The organism is Singulisphaera sp. GP187, assembly GCF_900129635.1.
Lineage (GTDB): Bacteria > Planctomycetota > Planctomycetia > Isosphaerales > Isosphaeraceae > Singulisphaera.
Genome location: NZ_FSRB01000002.1, coordinates 212,166 through 230,499 on the forward strand (window position 1 = coordinate 212,166; position 18,334 = coordinate 230,499).

Below are 18,334 nucleotides of genomic sequence, written 5' to 3' on the forward strand. Positions count from 1 at the left end.
GTGGTCACGGCAAGGATCGGATTCCGATGAAATCACTCACGTTCCTGTTTCTGCTGGTGCTGGGAATGATCGAGTTGTGGGTCCTGGGCTCCCATTGCGTGTGCCGGGAGGAGCGACCCCAGCGCAACGCTTATGGCGTGACCCGGCAAGTCGCGTTGGCGACGCCCTCCGAGAGCTCCGAGCGTGAGCCGGCCGATGGCCTTCCCGTGCCGATCTACCCCGGAACGCGGGTCGACACGGCCGAGATCCAGCCCCCCCATGCGACCACCAAGCGCCTGAGCGAAGCCCCCACGGCGAGCCGACTCAGCACGCGAATCCAGGGCCAGACGACCGTCCTATCGATGGTCGAGCATCAGGTTGTTCGGGGACAGATCTCCGCCACCGAGACGCGAGCACGGAACGATGCGCGGGTCCAGCTTCAACATCAGGTGACCGCCTGGCTCGCATCCGACATCCCGGCGGCGTGGAAGCCCCCTGCCCCCTTGATCGATCGCCTGATCGTGCGGACCGAGCTCGAGCCGGTCGAAAAGGACTATGGGACGCTCTACAAGGCCACCCTGCACGTCGACTCCACGCCAGCACGTCGCGCCGAGCTGATCGCCGCCTACCAGCACGAGCTGGTCGTCCGCCGGATGGGGCTGATGGGTGGGGGACTCGCCGGAATCTTGACCTGCCTGGCCGCCCTGGCCGGCTACATTCGGGCCGACGAGGCGACCAAAGGCTACTACACCAACTGGCTCCGCGCGGCAGCCGCCGCGGGCGTCGGCGCTTCGGGCGTGCTCATCTACCAGGTGCTGACCTGACCCTTGATTCTTTCGTTGGCCCGGAGAAGGGACTGAACGATGGGATTCCTCTTTACCCTCATGATCGTGCTGGTCGGCATACCGGCCCTGGCTCTCGGATTGTTTCGAGGCGTGGCCCCGGAGCTTGCCCAGGGTGAGTGGCCCGAAGCCTGGCGCACGCTGACCCCACTCCGGATCATCGGACAATTCGGCGGGCTCCTCGCGCTGGTACTCCTCCTCTTCGCCGCCGCGTCGGTCGGCCCTCGAGAATCAAGCTTCTTTCTCTTCCTTGCGGCCTTGATCGTGATCGCGTTCTTCCTCTGGGCCTGGCAACGCGAGTTCCTCTTCCTGATGTCGCTGCGCGACGACGCTTTCCCGGGACAGTACGACAAGTTGATCTGGGCGTTCCTCCTGCTCATGATGGCCCCGGTCGGCCTCTGGTTCTTCCGCTCTTATCACCTGACCCACTGGCCCGAGCCCAAGTCCAAGCCCGAGACAGCCCACGGCCACACCGTGTCCGACCTCTTCTGAGCGAGGAACCGCATAGGCAACGCAACGGCGACCTGTTTAGAATAGACAGACGTTGCAGCGCCTTTCTTGTTCTCGATCCTTTCTCGTTCCGGGGCGAAGCCGACCGATGGCCACCACCGACGCCGAGGTCCTGCTAGTCCGGCAGGTGCGGGCTGGAGACGCCTCGGCCTGGCAGCAACTCATCGAGCGCTACGAAGGGCGACTGCTCGCCTTCGTCGATAGCCGACTCCGCGACCGCGGCGCCAGCGAAGACGTGGTGCAGGAGACGTTCGTCGGGTTCCTCACGAGCCTGCCGCACTACGACGAGAAGCGCGACATTGAGGCCTATCTCTTCTCCATCGCCGCGCACAAGCTGACCGACCACCTCCGCAAGCAAGGCCGGCGGCCGGTCGACCAGTTCGGCTCCGACGACCATGGACGACCGCTCGACGAAGTCCCCGGCGGCGGCCGCCCCGCCTCGAGCATCGCCCGGAGCGACGAGCGTCGCAAGGCCGAAGAGCGGCTCCTGACCGAGGCCCTCGGCCAGCTCGTCAAGGAGTGGCAAGCGCGGGCCGACTACGACCGGCTCCGCTGCCTCGAGCTCCTGGTCGTGAAGGGGTGGGCGAACAAGGACGTGGCGAAGTATCTCGAAATCACCGAACAGGCGGTCGCCAGCTACAAGTTCCAGACGGTCGGCCGGCTCAAGGAAATGGCCCGCCGCGCCGGCCTGAGTCTCGACGAGCTGGGCGGAGGTTGAGGACCCGAACTCCCATGGGCGAGATCCACCACACGGCGATCGACGACGAAACCCTCCGGTCCTACCTGGCCGAGACCCTGCCGGGCGAGGACATGGCGCGGGTTGAGAAATCCCTGCGCGACTCCGCCGAGCTCCGCGCCCGCCTCGAAGACGTCCGCCAAAACCGAGGCGACGCCGGCCTTCACACCCTGGGCGCCATCTGGCGCCGCGGCCGCCTGACCTGCCCGACCCGTCAGCAACTCGGCAGCTACCTGCTCGACGCCCTCGACCCTGATTTCGCCTCCTACCTGACATTCCACCTCGACATCGTCGCCTGCCCGTTCTGCCAGGCCAACCTCGCCGACCTGAAAGCCAAATCGGCCCAGCCCGCGGGCGCCTCCAAGAGCCGGCACCACCGGATCCTCCGCTCGAGCCAGCACCTCCTCGGCGAGGAAGGACGGAGCTAACGCCCCGTTCGAATCATCATCCCTTCGGATGTCTACTTCTCACTCGGCAGGCGCTCTCGTTTCCGCCTTGCCCGTGACCATTCTGAGTTAATGTCTTACTTTTGTCGCTATTTGTCGTCCCGACCACAAGGTTTTTGACCAGCGTTTTCCGGCCCGACGAGCATATCGTTCGATGGGAGCTTCTTGGGCGCTGAGAACTTCACGCCTGTTCCCGGAGTCCCGAGGTTCACCCGAATCCCTCTTCAATGCCGTTGACACATGCGTACTAAACAATATACGTCAAATTGGTTGTCCTTTGGGTGATCTGCAGAGAATCGCTGTCGGATCGAAGGCATCCCAAGTGCCCATGGTCGCTGCCAATATTGATGGCAATGGCTCGCGAGGCGTAGCCCGCGAGATTAGGTCGGAGCATCACTAACGGCTCATGGAGTTAGATACTTTCTCCTCAACTTCTCCGCATCGTGCGTGAAAGTTGAGGAGAAAGAATCCAATTTGCGATCCAAGCCTCGAGGGTGGCCGCAAATTGGAGCTCGCAACCATGCTGAGTTCGTTAAGATCCAGGAGGAACGCGACCGACGGGCCGTCAGGTGAATGCACGGCCTGAAAAGGAGCCTTCGACGAATTATTTAATTGAAGACGCCATGACGCTTGTCGTACAGTGCCGGGTCAGTCCGACTACCCCCCCGGGTCGGCTTCAACCCCACCACGTGACCCGGCGAGAATCGACCATGATGCGACAGGAATGGACGCGACGCGGCCTCTCGATCCGCTTCGACCTCGTGCTCTCCGCGTTCGCCCTCCTGACCGGGACCGGGGTCGCGGCGGGTGCGGAGGAGAGACCGCCGACGCGCGAGTTCGAAATCCGCAACGACCGGGCCTACCTCGGCGGCCAGCAAGTCCGACTGTGGGGGGTGCGGAGCGGGAATGCGCTCTATAGCTGGAACGTGACCGAGCGTCACGTGAATTGCCTCGACACGATGGTTGCCCACGGGATCAACACGATCGGGCTTTACATCCAGGGATCGAACGGCGGTTTCCCGAACCGCGAAGCGGGATACGACGGCTTCCACCGCGACGGCCGGCTCAAGCCCGACGTGGCCGCCCGTCTCGAATGGCTGGTCCGTGAGGCTGACAAGCGGGGGATGGTGATCATGGTCGGCCTGTTCTCGCCGAGCAAGGATCAGAATCTCTACGATGAGGCGGCCATCAAGCGGGCCGTGGAAGAGGCGGCGCGGTTCCTGAAGGAACGGCAACTCAAGAACGTGTTTGTTGACCTGGTGCATGAATACAACAATCCCGAGCGGATGGACCAGCCGCTCATGCGCGAACCCGACGGCGCGGCCAAGAAGGCGAAGCTGGCGCGCTGGTTCAAGGCGGTGGCCCCGGATATCGAGGTGGGTGTCTGTCCGGCGGAGAACACCGGGACGGAGGACGAGTTTCCGGGGATGGACGTGCGGATCATTCAGAAGTCGATGGAAATCCCGAGCAAGGGGTTTGTTGTGAACGTGGAGCTGACCCGGCACGATTACTACGAGAACGACGGTATCTTCAGCAAGAGCGACCTCGTGGAGATGCGGGCCGATTGGGAGCGCTACAAGGCGGCCCCCAACTCGGCGATGCTCTTCCACGCGGCATATATACAGGGGATCACCAACCGGAGCAACACCGCGCCCAACCCTGAGCGGGGAGGCTACGGCAAGAGCGCGACGGACCGCGGGGTCCGCGTCTTCTACGACTGGCTGCGCGACAATGTGGGACGCTGGGAATATCCCAACCATGTCCCGGCGAAGCCGTGAACCGTGACCGGCATCGTAGCCTTCAACGCCGTTACAGAGCCCACCGAGTCTGCTACCACGTCAGACGCCCTGATGAACCGGCCCCCCTCAGGGCGTCACAGCCGGGAACCAATCATGAAGGCGCAATATCGCAATGGATTCACGCTGATCGAGCTGATGGTGGTGATCGCCATCATCGCTGTGCTCATTTCATTGCTTCTGCCGGCGGTGCAGGCGGCCCGCGAAGCGGCACGTCGCTCCCAGTGCACGAATAACCTCAAGCAGCTTGGGCTAGCGGTCCACAACTATGAGCAAATATGGGGTGGACTTCCCCCCTCGGCCCTCGTGATTCGCCAGCCCGGAGGGGCGCTCTGGACGAGCGACTACGGACCATTCGCCCGCATCCTGCCCCACATCGAGCAGATGGCGATCGCCAACTCCTTCAACATGAACGCCGCCTATGGCGACCCCGGGAACATGACTGCCACGGCGCTGACCATCCAAACGTTTATCTGCCCCAGCGAGGTCCGTTCCGACCGCGAAAATAACGGGACGTTCGGGGTCGTCGGCCCGACCAACTACGGGTTCTGCCTCGGCGACTGGTTCGTCTTCGCCGGCCCCGACGGCGGTCCTCTCCCCCGCTGCGCCTTCGGTCCGAACATAAGTCGGAACTGGGCCGCCTTCACAGACGGCACGAGCAACACCCTCCTGATGTCCGAGGTGAAGAACTGGCAGGTGAACGTCCGCGACTGCGGGAAGCTTTCGCTGATCAACGACCCGAACAATGTTCCCGCCCCGACGGCCGATCCGGCCACCGTCGCACCCGAATATCAGGGGACGGGATGCGGAGTCAAGGTTGAGGGGCACTGCGAGTGGCCGGAGGTGGCGGTCCACCATATCGGCATGACGACCGCCTGGCCGCCGAACAAGAAGACCCCAGGCGGGCCGGGCTTCGCCACACCCGATGTTGACCTCAACAGCCAGCGCGAGCGCATCGGCGGCCCGACTTTCGCTGCCATCACCGCTCGAAGCTATCACCCCGCGGGCGTCAACGCATTGCTCGGCGACGGCAGCGTGAAGTTCGTCAAGGGCACCGTAAACGGCTGGATCTGGCGCGGGCTGGGGTCCGTCGCAGGCGGAGAGATCATCAGCGGGGATGCGTTTTGAATCCGAGGGTGATCATGCCGATGTACCGAAAACTCTTGCCCTTTTTGATGATCGTTGCGGGCTGTTCCGAAGGTGGCAAGCCGGAACCGCCCCACTACGACTCCGAACGCGCCCGAACCGTCCTGACCGAAACGCTCGATGCCTGGAAAAAGGGAGACACGAAGGCGCTGCCGAGGCGCAAACCGCCGATTCGATTCGTGGACGACGATCTTGTGCAGGGCATGCGGCTCATGGACTACGAGCTCGAACAACCCGATGCCCCGATTGCGCTCCACCAGGACGTTGAGGTGATCCTCTCACTACGCGACGCGCGAGGGAAGGCCGTCCACCGCGAGGCACGATACCAGGTCGCCACCGAACCGGCGCTTGCCGTGCTTCGTAGCGATCGCTGACATTCGACGACATGGAATCTCGGGTCGAGGCTCATGCGTATCCGAGCCCGCAAGCTGGCTCTCCCGGCCCTCCGAATCAACATCGGGTCCAATCAAGTCAACGTCGCCACGCACGGTGGATAACTTGACCTCGCACGCTGCGTAAGGCTTTGTGGTCGATTGCCCTGAAGTGCGCCCCTGGGTTTGGACCAACGGGAGGCCCCCCTTCGAGATGACCAGGTTATTTTTTCGCGGCTCCTAAGTCAGAATTTCACGATTCCACCTGCGCCAGGATTAGCAAGATATTTCACTCCATGGTTGGTATTGCCGACCAATACTGAATGCCGTTTGAGCCGGTGCGACTCCGACTCGGCCAGGACCAGCCGGGTTCGATAGATCGCCTTGTGGACGCCCAGGTGCTCACGAATTCGTCTACCTGCATGACACGTACCGGCTCATCGAAGACCGTGAGGTTCTGAACCCGGGACGACCGCGCCGCAGCGAGATAGGTCTCGAGGTCGTCCTCGACGTGCAGCCCGGTCGTCACGAACTCGCCGCCCTCGTCGCGTGCATGACGAGCACGTTGCGGCCGAACTGACGCCAATTGACGGTTCGCATCGGGGGGGACTCCGGGGTGGATGGTCCTGGGGTTAAGGGGGGCAGCCGGCAAGTCGGGAAATCTGGGCTGGCCGAGCCACCGCTCGTCGCTCGGCTCAATCACGTCAACGCACGCGCCGAACGCCCCCCTGTGAGTGAGAGCGATTCACCCTCGAGTTGCCGCTCGCCTCCACAACGACGGGCCGGGCGCAGAGTCGAACATCATATCTTTTGTTGACTTTTGCGTCATCGTTCGTCTCGGTTTAAAATCAGTGTCCTATGTTTAAGCAGGACGTCGAGTGGCAGTGTGGATTGAGGGAAGGAAAGGGAGGCGGGCCCGTTTGGCTCGCTCGGTCTGGATGTGCCGGCCGATGGCAGGAGGCAAACAGCGATGACGGACGCATGCCGGGTTGAGTCGGCTCCAACTCCTCCGGCTCCAGCCACCGAACAGGGCGGGCCACACGGCCCCGGCGCCTCGCCGCGTCTCCGACCGATCCTCGGCACCGTCGAGATCGGGGGACTCGGCCTCACCGGGCTTCTCCTGTGGCTCTTCGTCATGCCGGGCGCCAACGCCGAGTTGGGGCGGCACTCCCTGCTGATGTGGGTGCCCCTGGCCGCGACCGGGATCCTCATCAACCTGCAGGTCAAGCGCCTGGGTGAGCGGTGGCCCGACATGGCCGGCGGCACACCCAACTACACCTTCCGCCTGCTCCGAGATCGCCACCCCTGGCTCGCCCGCTACGCAACGGCCGCCGCTTTCCTGGGTTGGGCCTCCGTCCCCGCCCTCGCCTCCCTCATCCTGGCCGACATGTCGGCCACCAATCTGCTCGCGGCCGGACTCCCCGCCCCCTTGCTTGCGCTGAAGATTCTGTTCATCGCGATGGTCTTCGTCATCGCCTTCAGGGGCACGCGGACGTTGACCGTGCTGAACCTGTTCTTCACCTTGTCCGGCTTCGGGATGCTGCTGGCGCTGATGGTGCAGGGTCTGGGCTGGCTGGCCAAGGCTCCGGTCGGTCCGATTCCCATGCACCTGACCTGGCCCGACATCTCGTTCCGTGCCTGGGCCAAATGGTATTTACTTGGCACATATGCCGCCTATTCCGTCGAAACTGCGGCGTCCTTCGTCGCCGATAGCCGCCGCCCCCGCAACACGCTGAAGTACCTCGCCGTGATAGCCGCCTTCATCCCCCTGGTGCTCGTGGGCGGGTCGTGGGTCGTGCAGCGGATGACGGTGGAAACCCTGGGCGTCGGCGACCATATCGACCTGACCCTGACGGCAGTCGCCCGCCCGCTCTGGGGGGCGGCCACGCCGGTTTTGGTGACCTTTCTCATCACCACCGTCTGCCTCCAAAGTTGCACCACAGGCGTCTGCACCTCGCCACGGGTCTGGTATCAGCTCGCGCTCGACGGCGGGGCCGCACCGGTCTTCCGAGTCTTGGGCCGGGGCAACGTACCGGGACCGTCCCTCGCCTTGACCCTAGTCGTTGCGCTGATCGTCCTCTTGTGGCCCGACCGCACCACCGTCTTCGTGGGGTCGGCGACCAGCTGGTTCCTGAGCTACATCGCCTTGCACCTGGGCTTGTGCCTGGAGCGTGGTCGCGCTGGGATACACTGGACAAGTGGGGCGCTGGGTGGCCTCGTGGTGACCGAGCTGATGATCTTCTTGGTCGGCGGGCTGGCCTGGGGGTGGCGACCGTTCCTTGGCGGGCTGCTCGCGCCTGTTGGCGTCCTCGCGGCGGATGCGGCCATCGCCCGGTTCCCGTTCCCGGTCTTCACTCCGGCCTGGTGGCTCGAACGGTCTGGCCGCCCCTTCCGATTCGCCACCGACAGCGTCGCCCTCCATGTGATCGTGCTGCTGGTGCTGGTGACCTCCGGGACCGTAGCAGGCTGGTTTCTGGGTGCCAAGCTCGGTGCGTTCGATTCGGCGGTGAGCGGCAAGCTCTTCGCCATCCTGATCGGTCTGATGTGGACCGTCAGCATTGGGATCTCCTGCTGGACCACCCTCCCCCAGATCGCCCGCGCCATAGAGTCGAGGGAGCAAGCCGTCGCCACAAACGCACGCTTGCAAAAGGAGATCAGCGAACGCACACGGGCCGAGAACGCGTTGCGCGAGGTGAATGAAGGCCTGGAATCCCGAGTGGCGGAGCGGACGGCGGAATTGCGCCTCGTCAACGAGCAGTTACTGACTGAACTCGCCGAGCGAGCCCGCGTGGAGGGCGAACTGAAGGCGAGCGAGAAGCGGTTCCGATCGCTGAGCGCCTCGTCGCCGATCGGCATCTTCCTGACCGATGCCGATGGCCTGGGCATCTATGCCAACGAACGCTGCCTTTCGCTGGTGAAACTCTCGAACGAGGAGACTCTCGGCTTCGGCTGGACCAAGGCGATTCATCCCGACGACCGCGACGAGGTGTTTACGCAATGGATCGCGGCCTCGCAAGCCGGCCGCGATTTTTCGCACGAGTATCGGATCTTGACCGCGGACGGAGAGATCACCTGGGTCCATGCACGCGCCGCGGTACTCCCCTCCGACGACGGCGGCATTGCCGGCCATGTGGGCACGCTCGAGGATATCAGCGGGCGGAAGCTGGCGGAAAAAGAGTTGCGGCAGAGCGAGCTTCGATTCCAGATGCTGGCGCATGCGACCAATGATGCTGCCTGGGATCGAGACCTGGTCACGAATGGCCTCTGGATGAACGATTGCGTCCGAACCCTCTTCGGCTACCCGCAAGACGCGGTGGGACCCGACGGAAGCTGGTGGTCTGACCGCGTCCATCCGGAGGACCGGGAGCGGATCGAGACGAGCATTCAGGCGCTCCTGGATGGCGAAGGATCGTACTGGTCGGGCGAGTATCGCTTCCGCCACGAGGACGGATCGTACCTGGACGTCTTCGATCGGGGCTACGTCATTCGCGACGAGGCGATGAGGCCCGTGCGCATGATCGGCTCGATGATGGACATCAGCGAGCGGAAGCGGGCCGAGGCGGAAATCAGGAAGGCCCAGCAGACCGCCGTCGCCGCCAACCAGGCCAAGAGCGAGTTCCTGGCCAACATGAGCCACGAGATCCGCACCCCGATGAACGGTGTCCTCGGGATGCTCGACCTGACCCTGCGTTCCCGTCTCGAACCCCGCCAGCGCGAGTTCCTGGCCCTGGCCAAATCCTCCGCCGAGACGCTCCTGCGGCTCTTGAACGACATCCTCGACTTCTCGAAAATCGAGGCCGGTTTGCTCGAGTTGGAGTCGGTCCCGCTCAGCCTCCGCGAAACCATCGGCGACAACCTCAAGACCTTGGCCTTGCAGGCGGACAAGAAGGGCCTGGAACTTACCCACTCGGTCGCCCCCGACGTACCCGACGCGGTGCTGGGCGACCCAGGGCGGCTCAGCCAGATCTTCGTCAACCTGGTCGGTAACGCCATGAAGTTCACCGAGCGGGGCGAGGTTGCCGTCCGCGTCGATCTCGGGGCGCGCGCCGGGGATGCCATCGATCTTCACGTCACCGTCCGCGACACCGGCATCGGCATCCTGCCGGAGAAGCAGCCGCAAATCTTCGCCGCCTTCACCCAGGCCGACAGCTCGACAACGCGTCAGTTCGGCGGCACCGGCCTGGGACTGACGATCTGCGCGCACCTGGTGCAGTCGATGGGGGGCCGCCTCTGGCTGGAGAGTGTCGTCGGCCAGGGCAGCACGTTCCACTTCACCGCACGCCTGAGCCTGCAGGAGGTGGGGACGACCGACCCGGTGCCGCCGAGCCGCGTCAACCTGGACGGCCTGCCGGTCCTGGTGGTGGACGACAACGCAACCCACCGCCTCATCCTCGAGGAACTCGTCACGGCCTGGGGTATGAAACCGACGGCGGTCGACAGCGGACCGGCGGCCCTCGTGGCGATGAGGCACGCCCGAGAAGCCGATGAACCGTACTCCCTGGTCCTCCTCGACGTCCTGATGCCCGGAATGGATGGCTTCGAGGTCGCCGAGTGGATCCAGCGGGACGCGGAACTGGCCGGCACGGCCATCATGATGCTCTCGTCCGTCGACTACCGGGGCGACGTCGATCGCTGCCGGGCGGTGGGTGCCGCCGCCTTCCTCCGCAAACCGATCAAAGAGTCGGAGCTGCTCGACGCCATCCTGGCCGTCCTCGGCCTGGCGACCCCGGCGCGGGCCGGGTCGCCCTCGACTGACACGCCCCCCCTGCCCCCGCCCTCGGTCAGGCTCCGGATCCTGCTGGCGGAGGACATTCCGGTCAATCAACGGTTGGCGGTCACGCTCCTGGAGGACCGGGGCCATTCGGTCGTCGTGGCCAACGACGGCCAAGAGACCCTCGACCTCCTGGAACGGGAATCGTTCGACCTGATCCTCATGGACGTGCAGATGCCCCGGATGGACGGCTTCCAGGCCACCGCCGCCATCCGCGCCGACGAAGCCGGCACCGGACGCCGGATCCCAATCCTCGCCATGACCGCCCACGCCATGAAGGGCGACCGGGAACGCTGCCTGGCGACCGGGATGGACGGCTACATCTCCAAGCCGATCCGCGCCGAGCCGTTCCTCACCACCGTCGAGGGGTGGTTCCCTACGACGGACGGAGCGGAGCCAGAGCCGGAGCCGGAGCGAAACCGGGACCCCCGACTCGACGGCGCCGCGATGGTGTTCGATCTGCCGGGAGCCCTGGCGCGGGTCCGCGACAAACGGCCACTGCTGGGGAAGATGGCCGCGCTCTTCCTGACCGACTGCCCCGGGCTGCTCGACCAGATCCGCGCGGCGGTGGCCACGGGGAACGCCCCGTTGCTGGAGCGGGCGGCCCATCGGATGAAGGGCTCGGCCGCCAACCTGAGCGCCCCACGGGTCGTCGAGGTCGCCGGGCGACTCGAAGAGATCGGGCGCGAGAGCCTGTTCGCCGAAGCCGACGCCGCGTGCTCCGCACTGGAAGACGAGATCGTCCACCTCGGCCGCGCCCTGGAAACCCTGAACGAGGAGGATACCGCATGCGAGTCCTGATCGCCGATGACGATCTTGCCGCACTCCTATTACTGAAGAGCGTGCTCGAGGACTGGGGCTACGAGGTGGTGACCGCCCGGGACGGCACCCAAGCCTGGGACCTGCTCCGCCGGGCCGATTCCCCGCCGCTGGCCATCCTCGACTGGATCATGCCGGGCCTGGACGGCATCGACGTCTGCCGCAAGGTTCGCCAAAACGGCGAGGCACCGTACGTCTATCTCATCCTCCTCACCGGGAAAGTCAGGACCCAGGACGTCGTCCAGGGCATGGAGTCCGGAGCCGATGACTACGTGAGCAAACCCTTCGAGGAACAGGAGTTGAAGGTCCGCCTCCGCGCCGGCCGGCGGATCGTCGAATTGCACGAGGCGCTGCGGACCCAGGCCACCCGCGACCCGCTCACCGGCACCTGGAATCGGCGGACGATCCTCGAGATCCTCCACCGGGAGTCGGCCCGCGCGGAGCGTGACGGCACGTCGCTCGGCGTCATCATGGCAGATATCGACCACTTCAAACGCCTCAATGACACCCTCGGGCACGCCGCCGGCGATGCCGCGCTCTGCGAAGCGTCGAGGCGGATGGGCACCGCGCTCCGTCCGTATGACGCGCTCGGGCGGTACGGCGGCGAGGAGTTCCTCATCGTCCTGCCGGGATGCGACCGGGCGGAGGTCCTGGAGGCGGCGGAACGGGTCCGGAATGCCGTCGCCGAGGTCTCCGTGGCCCCCCCCTCGGGGATGCCTCCCGTCACGATCAGCCTCGGGGCGGCAACCAACGAGGGAGCAAGCCTCGACGCCGACACCTTGATCCGAACGGCGGACGAGGCCCTCTATCGTGCAAAGCGGGCCGGGAGGAACCGCGTGATGGCGACGTTGGACTCGAAAATCCAGATTTCGTCCGATTCCTGATTCCGACTTCGGCATGCCATTCGAGTCCAAAGCAGGGAGAACCGACACGAGCCAATCGAATCTCACTCGCCGCAAACACAACGAGATTTTTTCCACATAACACGTTCGCAAATCAATAAAATACTAAATCCAAATAACCTAATAAATCCGTTGAACGCCAACTCCGAGAACATTTGCAACGTCCATGAAACAAGTCCGACGGCCGAGCGAAATCAGGCAAACAAAACAGGAGGACCGATTTTTCTTATCGCCACAAATATAACCATAACTCACAAAGTAACTATTCGCAACTTACTCGTCACTCACGCCCCAATCCCCTAGAGATTTCTATGTTTGCAAGCAGTAAATTTTAAGATAGGAGTATCCTCAGTGCATCGGTTCAGTAAACTGACACGAGGCCGGACGGCAAGGGCAAAACGGAATAGCAACCTGGCCTCGCCTGAGGCCCCCCTCCGGCGGCCCAGAGCTCGAGCGAATCGCCAGAGCCATCGGGCCGGCCGTCCTAGAGAACGTGGCCTGCTCACAGCGTTCAGAGCGTTCTCCATAGCCGCCGCCGTTATTGTCTTCCTGGTTGGGCTCCTCGTCCTTCTCGGCGGTGCGTTCGATATCGTAGTCACGAGACGGCTTATCCGCGGCCAAGGCGCGATGACCCCGGTCACGGCGCTGGCCCTTATCCTCGGCGGTCTTTCGCTCCTGCTGGCCGTTAAGGAGCACTGGGGCTCAGGCGCGCACCGCCCATCACGGGCAATCGCTCTGGTCATTGCTTTGCTGGGCCTCCTCGAGCTCGGCGCGGGGCTGACCGGCCGGGACATCGGCATCGACGGGTGGCTCTTCGGATCCAGGTTGGGCACGGCGGCAGGCCACCCCGTCCCGAACCGGATGGCCCCGAGCACCGCCCTGACCATCGTGCTCATCGGTCTCGGCCTCACGTTCCTGGACCGGGAGACGGCGCACGGCCGGCGCCCCTCCCAGTACCTCACCCTCACGGCGGCCGCGATCGCCTTGTTCGCGATGATCGGGGCCGATCCGTTCTCAGCCGGCCCTTCCTTCAACCCGATGGCGATGGCGTTGCCGACGGCCCTCTCCTTCTCTCTCCTCTCGCTCGGCATCCTTGGCATCCGCCCGGACCGCGGGCTCATGGCGGTGATCAGCAGCCAAGGGGCGGGGGGGACCATGGCGCGCCGATTGTTGCCCGCGGCCGTGTTGCTGCCGGCGCTGCTCGGAGGGATCAGGTGGGCCGGGGAGCGGGCGGGCTTCGACATTTCCCAGTTCGGGCTCTCCGGCCTCGTCGCCTCCCACATCGTCCTCTTCGCCGGCTTCATCGGCTGGAACGCCAGCCTGCTCCACCACTTGGATTCGGATCGGTTGCGGACCGAGGACGAACTCCGCCTGGCACACGACGAGCTGGAGGTTCGGGTCTGGGAGCGGACTGCCGAGTTGGCCAGGGCCAACGGGGCTCTGCTGTCCGAGATCGCAGCCCGGAAGCGTGCGGACGCGGCCCTCGTCCGAGAGCAGGAGTTCCAGCGGGCCGTCCTCAATAACCTCAGCGACCGGATCGTCGCCTGCGACGCCGAGGGGGTCCTCTCCCTTTTCAATCGCGCCTCGGAAGAGTCCCACGGGCAACCCGCCGAGCGGCTCACCGCGGAGCGTTGGGCCGCACATTACGGACTCTTTCTGGCCGACAAGTCCCGGCTGCTTGAGCGCGAGGAAATCCCGCTCTACCGGGCGTGGCGGGGAGAGACCGTCCGTGACGCCGAGATCGTCCTCTCCCCCACCGACGAAACGACCCGGACCTTCTTGGCCAGCGGACAGCCATTCTTCGACGCCCACGGGACGATTCTGGGAGCGGTCGTGGTGATGTGCGACATCACCGAACGGAAACGGGCCGACGCAACCCTCCGCGAGAGCGAGGAGCGGTTCCGCTCGGTGTTCGAGCACGCCGCCATCGGGATGGCATTGATGACGGCGACGGGACGTTACCTCCGGGTGAACCGGGCCTTTTCCGAGATCACGGGGTACGCGGAGCAGGAACTCCAAGCGCTCGATCTTTTCGCCATCACGCACCCCGATGACCGGGAAGAAAGCCTGCGGTCCCTCCAGTCGATCCGCGAGGGGGCAGCCAACCGTTTCGTGGCCGTCAGGCGATTCCTCAGGAAGGGCGGAGGCGTCGTCTGGGTCCAGAACAGCGTCTCGTTCGTGAAGGACGGGCAGGGACGAACGGCGAACATCATCGCCCTCTGCGAGGACATTACCGAGCGCAAGCGGGCGGAGCAGGAAATCCGCCTCCTGAACGCGCAACTGGAACTCCGCCTGAGCAGACTCAACGCCTTGCGGCGGATCGACCTGGCGATTACCGCCAGTCACGACCTGGGCGAGATCCTCACCACCCTGGTCGAACAGGTCACGTCCCAGCTCCGGGTCGATGCCGCCGCGATTTTACTGCTGGACTCTCACGTCGAGACCCTGGGTTACGTCGCCGCGAGCGGGTTCGCAAGCGACAGGATCACCGGCACGAGCCTCCGTCGGGGCGAGGGCTACGCCGGACATGCCGCGCCGGGACACCACCTCGTCAACGTCCCCGACCTCCGCCAGAGCAGCCATGAGTTCGTCCTCACGCCGCTCCTGGAGGGCGAGGGATTCGTCGCCTACTACGCCGTGCCGCTGGTGGCCAACGGACTCGTCAAAGGGGTGCTGGAAGTCTTCCACCGCGCCCCGCTCGCCCCCGACTCCGAGTGGCTGGGATTCCTCGAGGCCCTTGCCGCGCAAGCGGCCATCGCCATCGACGGTGCCACGCTATTCGACGACCTCCAACGCACGCACAACGAACTGACCTTGGCTTACGACGCGACGATCGAAGGCTGGTCCCGCGCGATGGACCTCCGCGACAAGGAGACCGAAGGCCACACCCGCCGGGTGACGGTGATGGCGCTCCGCCTGGCCCGCCTGATGGGGATGAGCGAGGCCGATCTGGTGCATCTCCGCCGCGGGGCCCTCTTACACGACATCGGCAAAATGGGCATCCCCGACGAGGTCTTGCTGAAACCAGGCCCGCTCACGGACGAGGAGTGGCAAGTCATGCGCCGCCATCCCGGGTACGCTCACGAGTGGCTCGCGCCGATCCCCTACCTCGCGCCGGCCCTCGACATCCCTTACGCACACCACGAAAAGTGGGACGGCAGCGGCTACCCGCGCGGACTGAAAGGCGAACAGATCCCGCTCGCCGCGCGTGTCTTCGCCGTCGCGGACATCTGGGACGCACTCCGCTCGGACCGGCCTTACCGCGCAGGATGGCCGGAGGAGCGAGTCCTCGAGCACATCCAGTCGCTGTCGGGCACCCACCTCGACCCGGCCGTGGTGGACGCCTTCCTCGAGGTCCTTGCCTCGAGCCGGACCGAGGCTGTGGACGTCGCCCCGAACCCGGCCTAACACGCCACCCCCCCAAAGGGAGAATCGCCCAGTCCCTATCCTTCACCACAAACGAACATCAACGACGCCAAGATGACGGACCTGGGGATCGGTGATGCATCCGAGCTTGACCGAGTAGCCCCCGCTGTCCAGAATGGACGCCTGGAGGTGGTTTCGCATGCGGCGTTTGGCGGTCCTGCTGAGTCTGTTCGCGGCTCTCACCGGCACCCCGCTCCGGCAAGCGGAGGCTGCGGACGATTTCGCGCGCTCATTTTCTCAATGGTTCCAGCCGGCCACCCTCCAAACGCTCGACGGTGGGGTCGGCGATGATTCCGGCGTCGTCACCTTGACCCAGATGCACGGCGACTTCGCCGCGGACGCCTTGCTGGTGGCTGATCCGTTCATCTTGCCGCCTCTTTTAGGGATGCCGAGCGTCACGCCCGAAGAGGCCGAAGGCTTGAAAGAACGGGTCTGGTGGCCGCCCGCCCCGCCAAACATCCGCCACGCCTGGCTGCAAATCTTCTTGTTCTGAGTCGTTCGGAAACGGATTTTCGTCGTCGCGTGCCCGCCTTGCGGTACGTGCCGGCCGGATACCCCTGCGTCCCGAACGATCCGACTTGGAAGAGGAGATTCTCCATGCGTTCCGCACTTGCCGGTCGTCCCTCGCGTGCCTTCACACTCATTGAACTGCTGGTGGTGATCGCCATCATCGCCGTGCTCATTGGACTGCTCTTGCCTGCCGTCCAGGCGGCCCGCGAAGCCGCCCGCCGGATGCAATGCTCAAACAATCTGAAGCAGATGGGGCTGGCGATGCACAGCTACCACGCGACGTACGAAGCCTTCCCGCCCGGCTATATCACCGGCACCCAGACGCCGCAGCCGAATAGCCCCGAAACCGGCCCTGGTTGGGGCTGGGCAGCGATGCTGCTGAACAATCTGGAGCTGACGGCCGCCTATAGCGCGGCGAATTTCAGCCTGCCGATCACCGTGCCGGCTTCGCTGACCATTCGGACGATCAGCCTGTCGGTGTTTCTCTGCCCCAGTTCTACCGGCGGCAGTGGCCCGGTCATTCTCAAGGATGCGTCAGGCACCACGCTCGTCACCGATCTGTCGCCCGGCCAGTATGTGGCCTCGGCCGGTCAGCTCGAGGTGGAGGAGTTTCCAGCCCAGAATAACGGCCTGTTCTACCGCAACAGCCGCATCGGCGTTCGTGACATCACTGACGGCACGAGCACGACGATGATGGCGGGCGAACGGTCACGGAACGTCGCCGACGCCACCTGGGTGGGCGTGATCCCCTCTTCGCAGGTCTGCACCAACCCGAAATGGTCGATCCAGAAATGCGAAACGGCCAACGTGATGATCCTTGGTCATACCGGGCCGTCGCCCGATCAGCGATGGGTGGACGTGCCGAATTACAAAGGGGCGGGGGCCGATGATTTCTGGAGCCTCCATCCCGGCGGGTGCAATTTCCTCTTCGCCGATGGATCGGTGCGGTTCATCAAGGAATCGGTGAATCCCCGCATTTTCAGCTTCCTCTCGACGCGGGCGGGCGGCGAAGTCGTCAGTGCCGACCAGTTCTGATCGAAATCCCCCCCTCGGTGGTGCACCGCCGAGGGGGGGGGATTTCGCAAGCTGACCCACGAATTCCGCATTACCCATGAAATAATGCAATTTGACTGGTTTTTCCTTTTGCTATGCGGCTGGCTGGCGGCAACCGTTTCGGGTGCGGCCGGCTTCGGCGGTGCTTTGCTCCTGCTACCCGTGCTGACGTTGACGGTCGGTGCCAAGGCGTCCGTCCCGATCCTGACCGTGGCTCAGCTCCTGGGGAATCTGTCGCGGGCGGCCTTCGGCTGGCGAGAGATCCGCTGGCGGCCGGCTCTGCTCTTCAGTGCCGGGTCGGTGCCGGCGAGCGTCATCGGCTCGCGACTCTTCGTCGATCTGCCCCCATCCTTCCTCCTGCGGCTGATCGGCATGTTTCTGCTCGCCGTCATCGCCCTGCGGCATACCGAACTTGGCAGGCGACGCTTGCCAGAGCGGATGCTTGTCCCGGCCGGTGTCGCCACCGGCTTCCTGTCGGCCGTCGCCGGGAGTGCCGGGCCGCTCGGAGCGGCGGCGTTTCTGAGCCTGCACCTGTCGGCACAGGCGTATGTGGCGAGCGAGGCCGTCACGGCGGTGCTGATGCACCTGACCAAGAGCATCGTCTACGGCCGCTACGCGGCCTTGTCGGGGGGCGACGTGCTGCGTGGCCTCGCCCTGGGCGGCTCACTGGTGCTCGGCTCGTGGACCGGGCGGAAGCTTATCGACCGGCTGCCGGAACAGGAATTTGCATGGCTGGTGGAAGGTTTATTGGCGGTGTCGGCCGCATGGCTCCTGCTGGGTAGCACTTGACGGTTCACATCAGCCGGATGGTGTCGGCCGCGAGAATTCGGGCGTCGCCATATCGCCTGGCGAGAAATCCGCCCGCGGCGACCAAACGAGGTCCAGCGAGAGGCGTCCTCCCTCCCCTGGCCTTCGGCCCCGCAAGCCCAATGACTCGGGGAAGCGGAACGGTGAGGTGATTCACGATGAGTCGTTGCAACGCCTCCAAGGCTGGAACCGTTCTCGAGATTCCTGTGTAAAAAGCAAA

General features: G+C 64.7%; 14 protein-coding genes. 13 read left to right on the forward strand and 1 reads right to left on the reverse strand.

All coding sequences use genetic code 11. The annotated features are described in order from the left end of the window. Positions 1 to 26: 26 nt before the first annotated feature. The 7 genes from BUS42_RS25320 to BUS42_RS25350 all read left to right on the forward strand — a co-directional run bounded on the left by BUS42_RS25320 (position 27) and on the right by BUS42_RS25350 (position 5,829). Complete coding sequence (locus tag BUS42_RS25320) at positions 27 to 803, forward strand: hypothetical protein (RefSeq protein WP_074311692.1); 777 nt, start codon at positions 27 to 29, stop codon at positions 801 to 803. Positions 804 to 842: 39 nt separating this feature from the next. Then, positions 843 to 1,313: a hypothetical protein gene (locus BUS42_RS25325; protein ID WP_074311694.1), complete on the forward strand. Its 471-nt coding sequence runs from the start codon at positions 843 to 845 to the stop codon at positions 1,311 to 1,313. Positions 1,314 to 1,419: 106 nt separating this feature from the next. After that, the gene (locus BUS42_RS25330) at positions 1,420 to 2,049 is read left to right on the forward strand and encodes an RNA polymerase sigma factor (RefSeq protein ID WP_074311696.1); all 630 of its coding nucleotides are present in this window, start codon (positions 1,420 to 1,422) and stop codon (positions 2,047 to 2,049) included. A gap of 14 nt (positions 2,050 to 2,063) precedes the next feature. Further along, positions 2,064 to 2,495: a hypothetical protein gene (locus BUS42_RS25335; RefSeq protein WP_074311698.1), complete on the forward strand. Its 432-nt coding sequence runs from the start codon at positions 2,064 to 2,066 to the stop codon at positions 2,493 to 2,495. Between the two features lie 728 nt (positions 2,496 to 3,223). Continuing rightward, complete coding sequence (locus BUS42_RS25340) at positions 3,224 to 4,291, forward strand: hypothetical protein (protein ID WP_143206502.1); 1,068 nt, start codon at positions 3,224 to 3,226, stop codon at positions 4,289 to 4,291. 114 nt (positions 4,292 to 4,405) lie between these two features. Then, positions 4,406 to 5,437 (forward strand): DUF1559 domain-containing protein, encoded by a 1,032-nt coding sequence (locus tag BUS42_RS25345; RefSeq protein WP_074311699.1) that lies wholly within the window; start codon positions 4,406 to 4,408, stop codon positions 5,435 to 5,437. 14 nt (positions 5,438 to 5,451) lie between these two features. Beyond that, a complete protein-coding gene (locus tag BUS42_RS25350) occupies positions 5,452 to 5,829 on the forward strand; it encodes a hypothetical protein (RefSeq protein ID WP_074311701.1) in 378 nt (125 codons plus the stop codon). A 286-nt stretch (positions 5,830 to 6,115) separates the two neighbouring features. On the opposite strand, the gene BUS42_RS25355 is transcribed toward BUS42_RS25350, so the two are convergent. Continuing rightward, entirely contained in the window at positions 6,116 to 6,412 is a 297-nt protein-coding gene (locus tag BUS42_RS25355) for a hypothetical protein (RefSeq protein ID WP_143206503.1), read from the reverse strand. Positions 6,413 to 6,796: 384 nt separating this feature from the next. Here BUS42_RS25355 and BUS42_RS25360 point away from each other — a divergent pair, with 384 nt between their 5' ends. From BUS42_RS25360 to BUS42_RS25385, 6 genes are all read left to right on the forward strand, one after another. Then, positions 6,797 to 11,398, forward strand: coding sequence for a response regulator (locus BUS42_RS25360; RefSeq protein WP_074311705.1), 4,602 nt, complete (start codon positions 6,797 to 6,799; stop codon positions 11,396 to 11,398). Beyond that, positions 11,386 to 12,300 (forward strand): GGDEF domain-containing response regulator, encoded by a 915-nt coding sequence (locus BUS42_RS25365; RefSeq protein WP_074311707.1) that lies wholly within the window; start codon positions 11,386 to 11,388, stop codon positions 12,298 to 12,300. The genes BUS42_RS25360 and BUS42_RS25365 overlap by 13 nt, the downstream gene beginning before the upstream one ends. A 645-nt stretch (positions 12,301 to 12,945) precedes the next feature. Further along, positions 12,946 to 15,726 carry a PAS domain S-box protein gene (locus BUS42_RS25370; protein WP_074311709.1) on the forward strand — a complete coding sequence of 927 codons (2,781 nt, stop codon included), beginning with the start codon at positions 12,946 to 12,948 and terminating at the stop codon, positions 15,724 to 15,726. A gap of 157 nt (positions 15,727 to 15,883) precedes the next feature. Further along, entirely contained in the window at positions 15,884 to 16,237 is a 354-nt protein-coding gene (locus BUS42_RS25375) for a hypothetical protein (RefSeq protein WP_074311711.1), read from the forward strand. Further along, on the forward strand, positions 16,180 to 17,289 hold the full coding sequence (locus BUS42_RS25380; RefSeq protein ID WP_254053783.1) for a DUF1559 domain-containing protein: 1,110 nt from the start codon (positions 16,180 to 16,182) through the stop codon (positions 17,287 to 17,289). The genes BUS42_RS25375 and BUS42_RS25380 overlap by 58 nt, the downstream gene beginning before the upstream one ends. A gap of 84 nt (positions 17,290 to 17,373) precedes the next feature. Beyond that, positions 17,374 to 18,096: a sulfite exporter TauE/SafE family protein gene (locus tag BUS42_RS25385; RefSeq protein WP_074311715.1), complete on the forward strand. Its 723-nt coding sequence runs from the start codon at positions 17,374 to 17,376 to the stop codon at positions 18,094 to 18,096. Positions 18,097 to 18,334 lie beyond the last annotated feature (238 nt).

Coding starts and splice junctions, on each gene's coding strand:
- BUS42_RS25320 (WP_074311692.1), top strand. CDS start 27: ATGAAATCACTCACGTTCCTGTTTCTGCTGGTGCTGGGAATGATCGAG.
- BUS42_RS25325 (WP_074311694.1), top strand. CDS start 843: ATGGGATTCCTCTTTACCCTCATGATCGTGCTGGTCGGCATACCGGCC.
- BUS42_RS25330 (WP_074311696.1), top strand. CDS start 1,420: ATGGCCACCACCGACGCCGAGGTCCTGCTAGTCCGGCAGGTGCGGGCT.
- BUS42_RS25335 (WP_074311698.1), top strand. CDS start 2,064: ATGGGCGAGATCCACCACACGGCGATCGACGACGAAACCCTCCGGTCC.
- BUS42_RS25340 (WP_143206502.1), top strand. CDS start 3,224: ATGATGCGACAGGAATGGACGCGACGCGGCCTCTCGATCCGCTTCGAC.
- BUS42_RS25345 (WP_074311699.1), top strand. CDS start 4,406: ATGAAGGCGCAATATCGCAATGGATTCACGCTGATCGAGCTGATGGTG.
- BUS42_RS25350 (WP_074311701.1), top strand. CDS start 5,452: ATGCCGATGTACCGAAAACTCTTGCCCTTTTTGATGATCGTTGCGGGC.
- BUS42_RS25360 (WP_074311705.1), top strand. CDS start 6,797: ATGACGGACGCATGCCGGGTTGAGTCGGCTCCAACTCCTCCGGCTCCA.
- BUS42_RS25365 (WP_074311707.1), top strand. CDS start 11,386: ATGCGAGTCCTGATCGCCGATGACGATCTTGCCGCACTCCTATTACTG.
- BUS42_RS25370 (WP_074311709.1), top strand. CDS start 12,946: ATGACCCCGGTCACGGCGCTGGCCCTTATCCTCGGCGGTCTTTCGCTC.
- BUS42_RS25375 (WP_074311711.1), top strand. CDS start 15,884: ATGCGGCGTTTGGCGGTCCTGCTGAGTCTGTTCGCGGCTCTCACCGGC.
- BUS42_RS25385 (WP_074311715.1), top strand. CDS start 17,374: ATGCAATTTGACTGGTTTTTCCTTTTGCTATGCGGCTGGCTGGCGGCA.